This is a genomic window from Sphingomonas fuzhouensis (assembly GCF_034659795.1).
GTDB lineage: Bacteria > Pseudomonadota > Alphaproteobacteria > Sphingomonadales > Sphingomonadaceae > Sphingomonas > Sphingomonas fuzhouensis.
In genome coordinates, this window is record NZ_JAXSQY010000001.1 from 570,931 (window position 1) to 584,926 (window position 13,996).

Consider the following 13,996-nt stretch of genomic DNA (forward strand, 5'->3'; position numbering starts at 1 on the left):
GTGATACCCAGACTGCACGACATCCCGGACACCGGGGCGAATCAGGAGAGGGTTATGACGACGAGCGTTCTGCGGTCCTGCGGATCGATGGCAGCCATGGCGATGGCGCTGGTCAGCGCACCGGCCTTTGCACAGACGGCGCAGGCTCCGACCCCTGCCACCCAGGAAGGCGCGACCCCCGATGCGGGCGCGTCCAGCGAGGACATCGTCGTCACCGCGACCAGCGGCGAGCGGTCGCGCTTCCGCAGCTCGATCTCGGTGTCGCAGGTCAGCCAGGAGGCGATCCAGAACTTCACGCCCCGCTCGACCGCCGAAATCCTGCGCAACATCCCCGGCCTCCAGCCCAGCGATACGGCGGGTCCGGGCGGCAACGCCAATATCGGCGTGCGCGGCATCCCGGTGTCGACCGGCGGTTCGGAATATGTCTCGCTGCAGGAAGACGGCCTGCCCGACGTCCTGTTCGGCGACATCAACTTCGGCAACAACGACTATTGGCTGCGCTTCGACCAGAACATCAAGACGGTCGAGGCGGTGCGCGGCGGTTCGGCCTCGACCTTCGCCAGCCAGGCGCCGGGCGCGGTCATCAACTTCATCAGCAAGACCGGCGAGACCAAGGGCGGTCAGATCGCCTATTCCAACGGCCTGGGCTTTCGCGAGCACCGCGTCGACTTCGACTATGGCGGCCCGATCGACGACACGACGCGCTTCCACATCGGCGGCTATGCGCGCAACGGCGGCGGCTATACCAACGAGAATTTCAACATCCTGCGCGGCTATCAGATCAAGGCGAACATCACCAAGGATCTGCCCGACAATCGTGGTTTCATCCGCCTGTATTTCAAGCGGCTGGACGAACAGGCCCCGACCAACACCACCACGCCGACGCTCGCCACGCTGGACGGCAACCGGGTGACGGGCTTCTCGCCGCTGCCCAATTTCGACGGGCGGTCGGGGTCGGCCTATACGATCTACAACCGCAACTTCCAGTATCTGGACTATGACAATGGCGGCGTGAAGACCGCCGAGGTGCAGGGCATCCACCCGCGCGTCACCGGGATCAGCGGCCAGATCCATTACGACTTCACCGACAATATCTCGCTGGACGACACGATCCGGTATCAGTGGATCAGCGGCAACTTCACGACCCAGTTCATCAACGTCCAGACGCTGACCGGCAATGGCGGCCTGATCGGCTCGACGGTGAACGGCCAGACGGTCGGCTCGGTCCGCTATGCGGCGGGTCCGCAGACGGGCCAGCTCTTCACCGGGCCCTATGTGAACAACAACCCGAACATCAACGTGTTCATGAAGAACATGGACAATTTCGCCAATAACCTGACGCTGAACGGCAAGTTCGACGTCGGGCCGGGCAAGGCGCGGCTGACCGCCGGCCTGTTCGTGATGCGGCAGAACATCGTCCAGGACTGGCACGTCAACCGTCAGTATAGCGAGCTGAAGGGCGACAATGCCGCGCCGCTCGACCTGTTCTCGACCACCGGCACGCAGCTGACCGCGGCGGGCCAGGCCGGGTTCAACGACAATTGGGGCAGCTGCTGCGCGCGCCGGGTCGATTTGACCTACACCGATGTCGCGCCCTTCCTGCAGGCGGGCTACGAGGTCGGCGGCCTGAACCTCGACGCCTCGGTCCGCTATGATAGCGTGCATGGCGAAGGCACCGCGCAGGGCGGTGTCGCTGGCCCCACGACCCGCGTGTCGGACGCGCTGGGCTCGGCGCTGATCCCGTCGCTGGTGCTCAGCCCGACGGCGGAGAAGATCAACTACACCGATGGCTATTTCAGCTGGTCGGCGGGTGCGCTCTATGCCTTTGACAGCCATACCAGCGTCTTTGCCCGCGCCAGCCGTGGCGGCCGCTTCAACGCCGACCGCCGTGTCCTATCGGGCAATTTCAACGCCGACGGCTCGCTGAATGCGCAGGGGCAGGCGACCTCGGTCAACTTCCTCAACCAGCAGGAAATCGGCCTGAAGCAACGTGGCGGTCTGTACGGCGCGTCCTATTCGGTCGAGATCACCGGTTTCCACTCGACGCTGACCGAGAACAACTACGACTTCACCCGGATCAACAACCCGGCGCCGAACAACAATCCAAACATCTCGAACGGCTATCGCTCCTACGGTATCGAGTTCACCAGCCGCGTGACGTACGGCGACTTCCACCTGGCGGTCGATGCGACCTATGCGAATTCGAAGATCACCAGCAGCGCGACACCCGCGCTGGTCGGCAACAAGCCCGGCGGCCTGCCCGACTTCCTGTTCGTCGTCTCGCCCTCCTATGATGCGGGTCCGGTCGCGTTCGGTGTCAGCATGAACGGCCAGACCAGCACCAAGTCGGACGATTTCAACCTCTACACGATCAAGGGTTCGACCTTCTTCAACGGCTTCATCACCGTGCGGCCGATGGACAAGCTGGAGCTGGGCCTGAACGCCAACAATATCTTCGACAAGCTGGGCTTCCGTGGCGGCGGCGGCATCTTCCCGGTCCTGTCGGCGACGCAAGGGGTGTTCAACAACACCGCGCTCTACGGGCGCACGGTGACGGCCTCGGTTCGCTACCGCTTCTGATCCACTCCCCTTGGGGCGGGTGCCGCTTGGCATCCGCCCCGTTTTTCGTTCAGGAGGACGGCCATGACCCAATCGGCTCCGCCCGCCCGAACCCTGAAGGACATTGCCCGGCTGGCGGGCGTGTCGCCCGGCACCGTCAGCCGCGCGCTGGCGGGCAAGAGCGTGGTCAATGCCGAGACGCGGGCAAGGATCGAGGCGCTAGCCGCCGAACATAATTTCCAGATCAACCAGATGGCCCGCCGCCTGCGCGCGCAGCGGACCGGCGTGATCGGCGTCGCCATTCCGCTGGGCCATGAACGCCGCCAGCGCCTGTCCGACCCGTTCTTCATGACGCTGCTCGGCCATCTCGCCGACGAACTGGCGGCGCGCGACCATGACGTGATGCTGTCGCGGATCATCCCCGACGATGACGACTGGCTGTTGCGGATCACGCGTTCGGGCATGGTCGACGGCGTGTTGCTGATCGGCCAGTCGGACCAGCTTTCGGTGATCGAGGCGGTGGCCGAGGACTATCTGCCACTCGTTGTCTGGGGCAGCACCATGCCGGGTCAGCGCCACTGCGCGGTCGGTGTCGACAATCGGCTGGGCGGGCAGCTGGCGGGCGAGCATCTGATCGCGACGGGGCGCCGCCGCATCGCCTTCATGGGCGAAATCCGCACGCTCGAACTGGCGCAGCGCCATGCCGGGCTGTGCGACGCGATGGCCGATGCCGGACTTCCGCCACCGCAGCAACTGGACGTCGCGCTCGCACCCGAGCTGATGCCCGACCAGATCGAGGGCAATCTTAACCGAATGAAGCGGGACGGGCAGAGGATCGACGGCATCGTCGCGGCGTCCGACATGATCGCCCTGGCGACGACGGCGGCACTGGTCGCCGGGGGGCAGTCGGTGCCCGGCGATGTCGCGGTCACGGGGTTCGACGACCTGCCGCTGGCCGAGCGCGCCATTCCCCGACTGACCACGATCCGGCAGGATCTGGAGGCGGGGGCCAGGGCGATGGTCGAGGCGCTGTTCAGCCGGCTCGACGGGCGGGCGGCGCCGGGACTGGAAATGCCGCCGCGCCTGATCGTCCGCGATTCCGCCTGACAAAAAATCGGCGCGGTCTTTAGGGAGATCAGACCGCGCCGGTGAGGTTCAGGGAGTATGGAGGGAGGTCAGGCCAGGGTCAGGCCGACATCCACATTGCCGCGTGTCGCGTTCGAATAGGGGCAGATTTGATGCGCGGCCTCGACCAGCTTCTCTGCCTCGGCCCGGTCGATGCCGGGCAGTTCGACGGTCAGGTCGGCGGTGATCCCGAAGCCCCCGGCTGCGCGCGGGCCGATACCGACCTTGGCCGACACGGCGACGTCGTCGGGGACCTTCACCTTCAACTGCTGTCCAGCGACCTTGAGCGCGCCGATGAAGCAGGCCGAATAGCCCGCCGCGAACAGCTGCTCCGGGTTGGTGCCGTCACCGCCCGCGCCGCCCAGTTCCTTGGGCGTGGAGAGCTTGACGTCGAGCACCCCGTCGGTGCTGTTGGCATGGCCGTCCCGGCCACCGGTCGCGCGCGCCTGGGTCTGGTACTTCACATCGATCGTCATGGTGTCATCTCCGATAATATTTATCGCGATACATATATGCGACGGTCGAACGGGCTTGTCCAGCGGTTCTTTTATCGCGATATGTATTTCGCTCTAACGGGAGATGGTGCATGTCGGCCCCCTGGCCGCTCGACGAACAGCTGTGCTTTGCGGTCTATGCCGCCAATATGGCCATCCAGCGCACCTATAAGCCGATGCTCGATCAGCTCGGCCTGACCTATCCGCAATATCTGGCGCTGCATGTGCTGTGGGAAGAGGACGGGCGGACGATCGGTGCGATCGCGCAGCGGCTGTCGCTGGAGTCCAGCACGGTCACGCCGCTGGTCAAGCGGTTGGAGGCCGCCGGACTGCTGGTCCGCGAACGCGATCCGCAGGATGAGCGACAGGTGCGGGTGCGACTGACCCCCGCCGGGCGCGACATGCGCGATCGGTGCGGCTGCCTGGGCGAGGAACTGATCGGGCGGTCCGGCATGGCGGTCGACGATCTGCGGGCGCTGAAGGCCGAGATCCAGGGCCTGCGCCACGCCCTGGAGCAGCGCGAGGGCGGCGCGGCGTGATCCTCTACGACCACCCGCTGTCCTCCTATGGGCAGAAGGTGAAGATCGCGCTGCGGGAAAAGGGCATCGCCTTTACCCGCATGTTGCCGGACGATTTCGGGACGGGGCGGCAGGACACGGATTTCGCCGCCGCCAATCCCCGGACCGAGGTTCCGGTGCTGATCGTAGAGGATGGGGAGGCCATCTTCGATTCGACGATCATCCTCGATTATCTGGACGAGCGCTGGCCCGAGACGCCGCTCATGGGCCCCGATCCGCTCTCCCGCGCCCGCCAGCGCGAGATTGAGGACATTGCCGACAGCCAATATGAGGCGGTCAATTGGGGCTATGGCGAAATCCTGTGGTTCCGCCGCGCGGAAGGCGCGCTGGCCCAGGACCTGCGCCACGTCGCGGCGACCGATACGCGGGTCCTCCAGGACTGGCTGACCAGGAAGCTGGGCGATGCGCCTTGGTTCGGCGGCGAGACGTTCGGGCGGGGCGATGCGGCGGTGGCGCCGATGGTCAACCGCTCGGTCCATTACGGGCTGGGCCCGGTGGCGGGGACGCCGCTGGCCCTATGGCATGCTCGCCTATCGGCACGGCCCGCCGTCGCCCAGACCTTTGCCGAGTTCGACGCGGCGGCCGCCCACATGGCCGAGGCCGCCGATCATTATCGCAGCGGCGGTCGGCGGCGCGAATATCGCGACCACCGGCTGGAATGGATGATCCGCTCGGGCGGCGTGCCGGTCGTGCTGGAGGGGCTGCGCGACGACACGATCCGCTTTTCCTGGCCGGGCTGATCAGCCCCCCGTCGCCAGCGTGAACGGCACGGTCGGTGCGTCGCGCAACGTGACGAAGAGCGTTCCGGCTTGTGGGCTGGGCACCGTCAGCCGCGCCGCCGTATAGCCGGGCGGAACGCTGCTCGCCCCCGCCATGTCCGCACTCGCGGCGACCCGGTCGATCAGGAACAGGTCGCGGCCGGTCATCTGGCAGCCGTCCGCCGTGCACGTCACCGCGTCGATCCGCGGCAGGCGGACCAGCGTGGCGAGTGGGCTCCAGTCGCCCTTGATGCTCCCGCGCACGATCCGATAGCGCAGCGCACCCGCCGCCGCCGGGCCCAGTCGTGCCGGATCGAGCGTGGCGACCGCGATCTCGGGCGAGGACAGGCGCACATCATGTCCGCCCTCCAGCGTGACCGAGGCACTACTGTCGGCGGTCGCCACCTCGATCGCATCGCTCGGGGTCAGGCGCGTGCCGTCGGCCGCACGGACCGAGAAGGTGAGGCGGCTATTGTCGGGCAGGATCGTCTCGTCACGCGTGGCGAGCGCGACCGCAGCGGTCGCTCCCTTGGGCGTCAGGCTGCGCGCGATCAGCGTCGCGGCCGGGCGCGGCGGGGTGGCGGTGATCGGCACCGACAGCGTGCGCCCATCGGTCAGCCGAATCTTCGCCGTCGTTCCGCTCGGTACGCGGCCATCGGCGGCGGTGGCGATCAGCCGGTCGGTATCGCCCTCGCGGGTCAGTCCATCGGGGGCCAGGCGGACATCGCCGATTTCGACCCCGGCAATCTCGTCCAGCCGCTGGCCGGTCAGCGTGACGAACCGGTCGCCCTTGGCCAGCGTCACCGTGTCGACCCGGCTGGCGGGGGAGAAGGCGCGCAAGGTCAGGGTACGCGGTGCGGCATCGCCGACCTGCTGGACCTCCAGCGTCACGTCCCCGGCGCGCGCGGCCTTCAGCGGCAGGGTGACGGTGATCCCGTCCGCGCCGCGCAAGGTGAAGGGCACCGATTGCGGCGCGGCGGACCCCGCCCGCATGGTCACGCCCGTCACACAGGCGGCGGCCGGGCCGGTCAGCGCGACGCTGTTGTCCCGTCCGACGACCAGGCTCTGTCCGCTGTCCTCGGCACGCCAGTCGCCGCCGCCGGGGAATTGCAGGGTGAAGCTCGGCCCCTCGAAACGGTCGAAGCCCCATTCGCCGTGCAGCTTGGCCGAAACCTTGCCCGACAATGCGCCTACAGGCAGCGGCTCGGTCAGGACATAGCCGCCGCGATCGGCGCGGGCGCGGACGGGCAGGTCGATCCGCTTGCCGTCGGCGGTGGTGATCGACACCATCATGTTGCGGGCAAAGGCGGTCGAATAGATCAGCGGCGCGCCCTCCACCGGCAGGACCAGGCCGGGCCGCGCGCCACAGAGCGGCGCGTCGCCGGTCACGCGCAGGCGCGGCGGGCTGACCGCGTCGATCGCGGGCATGGCGGCGACCAGCACGGACTTGGGCTTGGCAAAGGACGGTGCGGCGTTGAGCAGCAGCGACATCCGGTCACCATCGCGGGTCGCCAGCGTCGGCAGATAGCCGAATTGGGGATTGCCGAACGCCCCGAACACGCGGGCGATGTCGCGGATCACGCCGATATAGGGGCTGTAATAGCCCAGCCCGGCCTCGCGCGTGTAGCTGACCTGCAAGGCCAGATCGGTCGGCGCCCCGACCAGCGTGTCGGTCATCGAACTGCTATGGATGTCGGCGAGGACCAGGCTTTCCTGATTTTCGAGCAGACATGCGGCCTGCAATTCGATCACCTTGGCCAGGCAGTCGGGGTTCAGCTTGATCGCTAGACTGTTGGACAAGGCAGGCGCGAGCGTGCGGAGAAATTCGGGATGGCTGTTTTCCTGCGCGCGGATCGCCGCGACAAAGGCGTTGAGCCGTGACCGGTCGAGCGAGGCCTGGTTCAGGTCCTGCACCGCGCGGACGAATTCGCCGGGCCGGTCGCGCACCGCATCGACGATGGTGCCAGACGCGCCGCCCGTCTCGGGCACCAGGAACAGCGCCATCTGCCGCGCGCCCTTGGGCACGGTCAGGGTCAGGCGGCGATCCTTGTCCTTGGGTTTCCAGGTTTCGGCCGACTGAACCCAGTTCTTCGGCGGCGGATTGGTCGCGCCGCTCAGAAAGGCCGAAAACAGGATGTAGCGTGCCCGCTGGTCGCTGGGTAGGTCCGCCTCGATCGTCAGCCGGTCACCGGCGGCGAGGTTGGGGACCTGGGCGATGGGCAGCGTCCTGTCGCCGCGCGTCACCGCAATACGCAGGCCCGGACCCGGCAGGTCGAAGGGGGCGGGATCGGCGGCGCATAGCGGGCTTTCGACCAGGGCAGCCGCTGCGAGCGCAAGCGCCAGCAACGGGCGTGAAAGGAGGGGGCGGGGGAGCATGACCCGACTTAATGCCCAGACCGGCCCGGCGATCAAGCCGTTCGCGACAGATGACATGCGGGCGTCATCTGTGTTTCCAAATTCCTCCCCTGCAAGGGGAGGGGGACCAGCAAAGCTGGTGGAGGGGTATCCCCGCTGCTGGCTACACCCCTCCGTCAGCCCTTTGGGCTGCCACCTCCCCTTGCAGGGGAGGATGACTTTTAGCCCAGTTTATCCGCCGTCTTCGTCTCGAAATCGCTGGCGTCATGGCGTTCGCGGAGCTGTTCGGACGGCTCGCCGAAGGTGCGGTTGACCATCCGTCCGCGCTTCACGGCAGGTCGGGCGTCGATGTCGCGGGCCCAGCGTAGGACATGGGTGTATTCCTGCACCTGAAGGAATTCGGCCGCATCATAGAGGCGGCCGAGCACCAGCTGGCCGTACCAGGGCCAGATCGCCATGTCGGCGATGCTATATTCATCGCCCGCGACGAAGGCGTTGTGTTCCAGCTGGCGGTTCAGCACGTCGAGCTGGCGCTTTGCCTCCATGGCATAGCGATTGATCGCATATTCGATCTTCACCGGCGCATAGGCATAGAAATGGCCGAAGCCGCCGCCCAGGAACGGCGCGCTGCCCATCTGCCAGAACAGCCAGGACATGACGCGCGCCCTGGCGGCCGGTTCGGTCGGCAGGAAGGCGCCGAAGCTCTCCGCCAGATGGGTCATGATCGCGCCGGATTCGAAAATCGCGAGCGGCTCGGCCCCGCGCCGGTCGACCAGCGCCGGAATCTTCGAATTGGGATTGACCGCGACGAAGCCGCTGCCGAACTGGTCGCCTTCGCTGATGCTGATCAGCCAGGCGTCATATTCCGCACCCCCATGCCCGGCGGCGAGCAGTTCCTCCAGCAGGATGGTGACCTTCACCCCATTGGGCGTGCCCATCGAATAGAGCTGAAGCGGATGCTTGCCGACCGGCAGTTCCTTGTCATGCGTCGCGCCCGCAATGGGGCGGTTGATGGCGGCGAAGCGTCCGCCGCTCTCCTTGTCCCAGGTCCAGATGGCGGGCGGGGTATAGGCGTCGTCGCTCATATGCTTGTCGCTCCAGCATGATCCGGCGCGGGAGATGGGGCGGGCCGGACGCTAAAACAACCGCGACCGTGCCTTTTATTTCGACGGCGGAACGGGCAGGTCGCGGCGGACGTAGAGCACCTCGTGACGTCCCTCGCGCGGTGTCGCCATGACCGGGCGATAGTCGCGGGCGAGCGCCTTTTCCATCTGCCCCTGTGTGGCCGCATTCCAGGGCGAGAAGGGATCGTCCAGCGTCACGATAGCAGGCGGGCGGCCTGCCAGGATGCGCGCGACTTCCGCCGCCTCGTCGATCCCGATCGCGCCGCGCTCCGCCTCGTAAGCGAGCGAGGAGGGAAAGGCATAGGCGGTGGGCACGCATCCGCCCGACAAATGGTAAAGGCTGGAATCGCCCGCAAAGACATACGGGCATTCGCGTCCGTCGACCGCCGCCATCGCCTTCGCCATGCGGCGGATGCCGTCGCCCTCGCTCGGGTCGTTGGTGACGGAATGGAAGACGAACAGTCCCGCGCCGATCGCGAACACCGCGACCACCGCCTGGCGGCGCAGCGCAAAGGCGGGCGCGGCGGAGAGGGCGAGCGGAGCGATCAGCGGCAGCGCATAATGGTCGAAAAACGCCCCGATCATCGCAAAGGCGACCAGCGCGAAGCCGAGCCAGATGCGGGTCAGCGTCATCGCCTGGCTCTTCGGTCCCTTGGCAAAGGCGAAGACGGCGCAGGCGATCAGCGGCAGCAACTGCCCCCCGATCCCGGCGAGCCGCCCGATGATCTTGGCGGCCGGATAGCCGCGCCGCAGCGTGATCGAGGTGAAATTGGCGAACCAGAAGGCATCGAACGCCGCCGGGCCCCTCCACCAGAAATAGAGGATGACGAGCGCGGTCGGTAGCAGCCCCAGTGCCATCCAGGCCAGCACCGCCGGAACGATGACCGCCACGCGTGCCCGCGCCCGCCACAGATACCAGAGATGGGCAAGGCCGAAGAATGCCCCTTCGACCAGCGGCGTATATTTGATCTGGATCGCGATGCCCGCCAGCAGGCAGGCGATGGCTCCGCTGGCGACGATCGCCGCGACCGCCCGCCGCTCGGCCAGGCGGGGCAGCTCCAGCGTCAGCACGGCTGCGGCGGTCATGACGAGGTTGTAGAAGACCGGCGACTGGCCGCTCCCGCCACTGAGCAGCGGCAACCACAGGATATAGGCAGCCCCCGCCGCCAGCCCGGCCGGAAAGCCCAGGCCCATGCGCCGCGCCGCCAGCCAGACCAGCCAGCCGGTCGCGGCGGTGCAGATCGCCCCCACCAGCTGATACGCGAGGAACCCGTCACCCGGCAGTAGGCGAAATCCCGCGAACAGAAGGAACAGCCCCGGCGGCTTGCGATCCCACAGATCGATATAGAGACGCGCGCCGTGCAGGATGCGGTCGCCGACCAGCAGATAATATTGCTCGTCGACATGCGCGACCGGATTGCCGAAGTCGCGCATCCGGGTCAGCACCGCAAAGGCCAGCAGCACCAGCGCCGCGCCGAGCGGGCGGTTCAGGAACGACCGGAACCCGTTCGGTATCGGGGCGGCGGGGCGGGCGGGCGTCATTTCCGTCATCACGAACCGTTCTGAATGATGGGCGACGGGCGGAGTGCCTGATGCGCATCATGCGCCGTGCGGGCCCGCCCATGTCATCGACCCAGGGCTTTCCGCAAAGGAAATCGACATGGTTCCCGGCGCGTTAAAAAAATTCCATATGTCATGTGCGGTTGGGGGCGGGCCGCACCGTCCTACCCATGAAACACCCCGGTTGTGGCGTTCGCGCCGCCGGGCGGGGGGCTTCGGCAACGGGGTTGTTTTACGATTTTGTGGGCGGGGTAGGGTAATGCTGCTCGATGCGGAAGGCGCGGCCTGGCGGAATGCCAGAGCATGGGCCCAGGCTGGAATGACGGATCGGGCGGCGGCCTATGTCGCGCCGTGCTGGACCGTGGTCGTGCCGTTCTTCAACGAGGAGCGCGATCTGGCGGCAACGCTGGAAAGCCTGGCGGCGCAGACGGTGCGCTTCCGGCTGGTGCTGGTCGACAATGGTTCGCTCGACGCCAGTGTACGGGTGGCGACCGAGACCTGCGAGCGTCTGGGCCTCGACCATATCCTGTTGCACCAGGGTCTGCCGGGCAAGATCAACGCGCTGCATCTGGGCCTCGACCATGTCCACACCCGGTTCGTCGCGACCTGCGACGCGGACACCTATTATCCGACCGACTATCTGGCGCAGGCGCAAGGCTTGCTCGAAAAGCCCGGCTGCGTCGTGGCGGGGGCCTATTTCATCGGTCCGCGTGACGGCGAGGCGCAGCGTCGCCGCGAGTCCGCGGCGATCCGGCTGGCGGGGCGTGTCCTGCCGCGCCAATGCCATGCGGGCGGCGCGGGCCAGGCCTTCCGCACCGAGGCGCTGAAGGCGGCGGGCGGGTTCGATTCGCGCCGCTGGAACTATGTGCTGGAGGATCATGAGGTCATCCACCGCGTGATGCGGCATGGCACCATGGCCTATGCCGATGGCTTATGGTGCGTCCCCTCCGACCGGGAGCGCGACCGGGAGTCGATCCGCTGGACGCTGACCGAGCGGCTGGTCTACAGCGTCGCCGCGCCGTTTGCCGGGGACTGGTTCTTCTACGACTTCCTGGCCAAGCGGTTGCGCGCCCGGCGGCTCACCACCGAGCGGATGCGCGAAAAGGCTTATCAGCATCTGGCGGGAGTGGTGGGTGAACCGGCTTATTCTGTGCGCTGACGATTTCGCCTTTTCGACCCAAGACAGTCTGGTCATCGCCGAGCTGCTGCGCGCCGGGAAATTGAACGCGACCAGTTGCATGACCCTTCGTCCCAACTGGATGGAGGACAGCGTGATGCTGCGCGGGCTGCCCGACACCGCGCTGATCGGGCTGCACCTGACCCTGACCGAGGAAGCGCCGATCCATCCCAACGGCTTTACCCGCGACGGGGTGATGCCGGGAATCGATCCGCTGACAAGGCTGGCGGCGCGCGGGCAACTCGACCCGGCCGAGATCACCCGCGAGGTGGAGGCGCAATTCGACCGGTTCGAGGCGGCGATGGGCCGCCCGCCCGCTTTCGTCGATGGGCACCAGCATTCGCATGCGCTGCCCGGCGTTCGTCCGATCGTGCTGGCGATCACGCGGCGGCGTGCGCCGGGCGCCTGGGTCCGCACCTGCGAGGACCGGGTGAGCGCGCTGCTGGGCCGCCCCTGGCGCGGCAAGGCGATCGGCAGCGCCTATCATTCGCGCGGGCTGACCCGCGCGGCGCAGGCGGTGGGCCTGCATTGCAACCGGGGCTTTGCCGGGCATTATGGTTTTGACGGCCGCTTTGCTGCGGCGCTGCCGCGCTTCCTTGATCATGGCGGTGCGCATCATCTGGTGATGTGCCATCCGGGTGCTGGCCAGCGCGACGGCGACGTCATTGCGGCAGCGCGGCGCGACGAAGCCGATGTCTTGCGCGCGGTTTCGGTTTCGGACATGGCGGCGCAACGCGGGCTGGCCTTCGCCGCCTGATACGAGGGCGGCCTTTTGGGTGATATGGGTCTGGAAGGCCGGTTCATGGAGGCGCGGCCGCTGCTGCGTCGCCTGCTGGCGGCCCGGCTCGGTTCCCCCGAGGAGGCGGAGGATGCGCTTCAGGACCTGTGGCTGCGTGTCGCGGGGCTGGACGCCGCCCAGATCGACCAGCCCATTCCCTTTCTCTGCCGCATGGCGACCAATCTGGCGACGGACCGCCGGATCGCCGCCGCCCGGCGCGGCGCGCGCGATGGAGCATGGGATGCGGTGCAGCCGCAATCGGGCGAATATGCCGATCCCGAACGCATCGTGGCGGGCCGCAGCGAACTCGCTTGGGCCCATGCGCTGATCGTCCGGATGCCCGACCGGATGCGCGAGGCCTTCACCCTGTTCCGCTTCGAGGAGCAGCCGCAACGCGCCATCGCCGAGCGGATGGGGATCACCGTCAGCGCAGTCGAAAAGCTGTTGCGCCGCGCATATCAATTTTTGCACGAAAATCGCGATGCCCAAGGTGCGGATCGGATGCGTTCGTGTCGTCCTGACAGTGGAAGGAGCGGGGACGAGTGACGCGGGAGGAGCAGGCGATCGACTGGCACGTCCGGCAGCGCGATATGAGCGCGGCCGAATGGGATGCCTTTGCGACGTGGCTGGAAGACAGCCCGGCGAATGCACGCGCCTATGATGCGGTTGCCATTGCCGATGCGCTGCTGACCGCGCCGGATGCCGAACCGGCGCTCAATGCGGCGGAGGCGCCGGTCGCCGCCAACGACAATAGGGGGTGGGGTCGTTGGTGGCTGATGACCGGCGTGGCGGCCGCCGTCGCGCTGGTCGCGGGGCCGGTGCTGATGCATGGACGCCCCGACATCCGGATCGAGCAGACCCGGCCGGGCGAGATGCGGGCGATTGCGCTGAATGACGGCACGCGGGTCGAGCTGGCGGGGGGATCGCGGCTGCGGCTGGATCGCAACGACCCGCGTGTCGCGACGCTGGAATCCGGGCAGGCGCTGTTCCATGTCCGCCACGATCCGTCCGCGCCGTTCGAATTGCGCTCCGGCGATGTCGCCATTCGCGACATGGGCACCGTCTTCAACGTCCGGCGCGAAGGGGCGCGGCTGGATGTGGCGGTGGCCGAGGGATCGGTCGCGCTGGCGCCGCAGGGGCAGGACATCCGGTTGACCGCCGGTCAGGGCGCCAAGCTGGACGAGACCCAACGCACGCTGCGCCGGGTGAGCGTCGATCCGGCGATGGTCGGCGGCTGGCGCGAAGGATTGCTCGATCTGGACGGCGAGACGGTCGGGGTGATTGCTGCACGATTGCAATCCGCCTATGGCGTGCGGATCGCAGTGGAGGGGCCGCTGGCGAAACGCAGCGTCACCGGCCTGGTCCGGATGACGGGCGACGCCGGTCGGGACGTTCCGCGTCTTGCGAAGCTGATCGGAGCGGAGTGGCGCCAGAGCGGTGGGGACTGGATTTTGCGGGCGTCGGACTAAGCTATCCGCACGCGGCCTG

At 67.4% G+C, this 13,996-nt stretch carries 12 protein-coding genes; 8 read left to right on the top strand and 4 right to left on the bottom strand.

All coding sequences use genetic code 11. From position 1 onward, the window contains the following. Positions 1–54: 54 nt before the first annotated feature. Positions 55–2,580 (top strand): TonB-dependent receptor domain-containing protein, encoded by a 2,526-nt coding sequence (locus U1H82_RS02750; RefSeq protein WP_322963407.1) that lies wholly within the window; start codon positions 55–57, stop codon positions 2,578–2,580. A gap of 63 nt (positions 2,581–2,643) precedes the next feature. Beyond that, positions 2,644–3,666, top strand: a complete 1,023-nt coding sequence (locus U1H82_RS02755) for a LacI family DNA-binding transcriptional regulator (protein WP_322963408.1) — start codon at positions 2,644–2,646, stop codon at positions 3,664–3,666. A gap of 68 nt (positions 3,667–3,734) precedes the next feature. Here the strand turns inward: U1H82_RS02755 and U1H82_RS02760 are convergent, their stop codons facing one another. After that, a complete protein-coding gene (locus tag U1H82_RS02760) occupies positions 3,735–4,160 on the bottom strand; it encodes an organic hydroperoxide resistance protein (RefSeq protein ID WP_322963409.1) in 426 nt (141 codons plus the stop codon). 110 nt (positions 4,161–4,270) lie between these two features. Here U1H82_RS02760 and U1H82_RS02765 point away from each other — a divergent pair, with 110 nt between their 5' ends. Both U1H82_RS02765 and U1H82_RS02770 read left to right on the top strand, forming a co-directional pair. Then, positions 4,271–4,717, top strand: coding sequence for a MarR family winged helix-turn-helix transcriptional regulator (locus U1H82_RS02765; protein WP_322963410.1), 447 nt, complete (start codon positions 4,271–4,273; stop codon positions 4,715–4,717). Further along, positions 4,714–5,496, top strand: coding sequence for a glutathione S-transferase family protein (locus tag U1H82_RS02770; RefSeq protein ID WP_322963411.1), 783 nt, complete (start codon positions 4,714–4,716; stop codon positions 5,494–5,496). The genes U1H82_RS02765 and U1H82_RS02770 overlap by 4 nt, the downstream gene beginning before the upstream one ends. On the opposite strand, the gene U1H82_RS02775 is transcribed toward U1H82_RS02770, so the two are convergent. From U1H82_RS02775 to U1H82_RS02785, 3 genes are all read right to left on the bottom strand, one after another. Next, positions 5,497–7,890, bottom strand: coding sequence for a hypothetical protein (locus tag U1H82_RS02775; protein ID WP_322963769.1), 2,394 nt, complete (start codon positions 7,888–7,890; stop codon positions 5,497–5,499). It lies immediately after the preceding gene. A 200-nt stretch (positions 7,891–8,090) separates the two neighbouring features. Beyond that, positions 8,091–8,954, bottom strand: coding sequence for a glutathione-dependent disulfide-bond oxidoreductase (gene yghU, locus U1H82_RS02780; protein ID WP_322963412.1), 864 nt, complete (start codon positions 8,952–8,954; stop codon positions 8,091–8,093). Between the two features lie 75 nt (positions 8,955–9,029). Then, a complete protein-coding gene (locus tag U1H82_RS02785) occupies positions 9,030–10,544 on the bottom strand; it encodes an ArnT family glycosyltransferase (protein ID WP_322963413.1) in 1,515 nt (504 codons plus the stop codon). Between the two features lie 328 nt (positions 10,545–10,872). Between U1H82_RS02785 and U1H82_RS02790 the strand changes: the two genes are divergently transcribed. The 4 genes from U1H82_RS02790 to U1H82_RS02805 are packed head-to-tail and all read left to right on the top strand — an operon-like array spanning position 10,873 to position 13,977. Further along, a complete protein-coding gene (locus U1H82_RS02790) occupies positions 10,873–11,712 on the top strand; it encodes a glycosyltransferase family 2 protein (RefSeq protein WP_322963414.1) in 840 nt (279 codons plus the stop codon). Then, on the top strand, positions 11,687–12,487 hold the full coding sequence (locus U1H82_RS02795) for a ChbG/HpnK family deacetylase (RefSeq protein WP_322963415.1): 801 nt from the start codon (positions 11,687–11,689) through the stop codon (positions 12,485–12,487). Before U1H82_RS02790 ends, U1H82_RS02795 begins: the two co-directional genes overlap by 26 nt. 24 nt (positions 12,488–12,511) lie before the next feature. Beyond that, positions 12,512–13,054, top strand: a complete 543-nt coding sequence (locus tag U1H82_RS02800) for an RNA polymerase sigma factor (RefSeq protein WP_322963770.1) — start codon at positions 12,512–12,514, stop codon at positions 13,052–13,054. After that, positions 13,051–13,977 carry a FecR family protein gene (locus U1H82_RS02805; RefSeq protein ID WP_322963416.1) on the top strand — a complete coding sequence of 309 codons (927 nt, stop codon included), beginning with the start codon at positions 13,051–13,053 and terminating at the stop codon, positions 13,975–13,977. Before U1H82_RS02800 ends, U1H82_RS02805 begins: the two co-directional genes overlap by 4 nt. Positions 13,978–13,996: the final 19 nt, after the last annotated feature.

Bases quoted from the DNA above. Each gene is read 5' to 3' on its own strand.
- U1H82_RS02750 (WP_322963407.1), top strand. From the start codon at position 55: ATGACGACGAGCGTTCTGCGGTCCTGCGGATCGATGGCAGCCATGGCG.
- U1H82_RS02755 (WP_322963408.1), top strand. From the start codon at position 2,644: ATGACCCAATCGGCTCCGCCCGCCCGAACCCTGAAGGACATTGCCCGG.
- U1H82_RS02760 (WP_322963409.1), bottom strand. From the start codon at position 4,160: ATGACGATCGATGTGAAGTACCAGACCCAGGCGCGCGCGACCGGTGGC.
- U1H82_RS02765 (WP_322963410.1), top strand. From the start codon at position 4,271: ATGTCGGCCCCCTGGCCGCTCGACGAACAGCTGTGCTTTGCGGTCTAT.
- U1H82_RS02775 (WP_322963769.1), bottom strand. From the start codon at position 7,890: ATGCTCCCCCGCCCCCTCCTTTCACGCCCGTTGCTGGCGCTTGCGCTC.
- yghU (WP_322963412.1), bottom strand. From the start codon at position 8,954: ATGAGCGACGACGCCTATACCCCGCCCGCCATCTGGACCTGGGACAAG.
- U1H82_RS02785 (WP_322963413.1), bottom strand. From the start codon at position 10,544: ATGACGGAAATGACGCCCGCCCGCCCCGCCGCCCCGATACCGAACGGG.
- U1H82_RS02790 (WP_322963414.1), top strand. From the start codon at position 10,873: ATGACGGATCGGGCGGCGGCCTATGTCGCGCCGTGCTGGACCGTGGTC.
- U1H82_RS02800 (WP_322963770.1), top strand. From the start codon at position 12,512: ATGGGTCTGGAAGGCCGGTTCATGGAGGCGCGGCCGCTGCTGCGTCGC.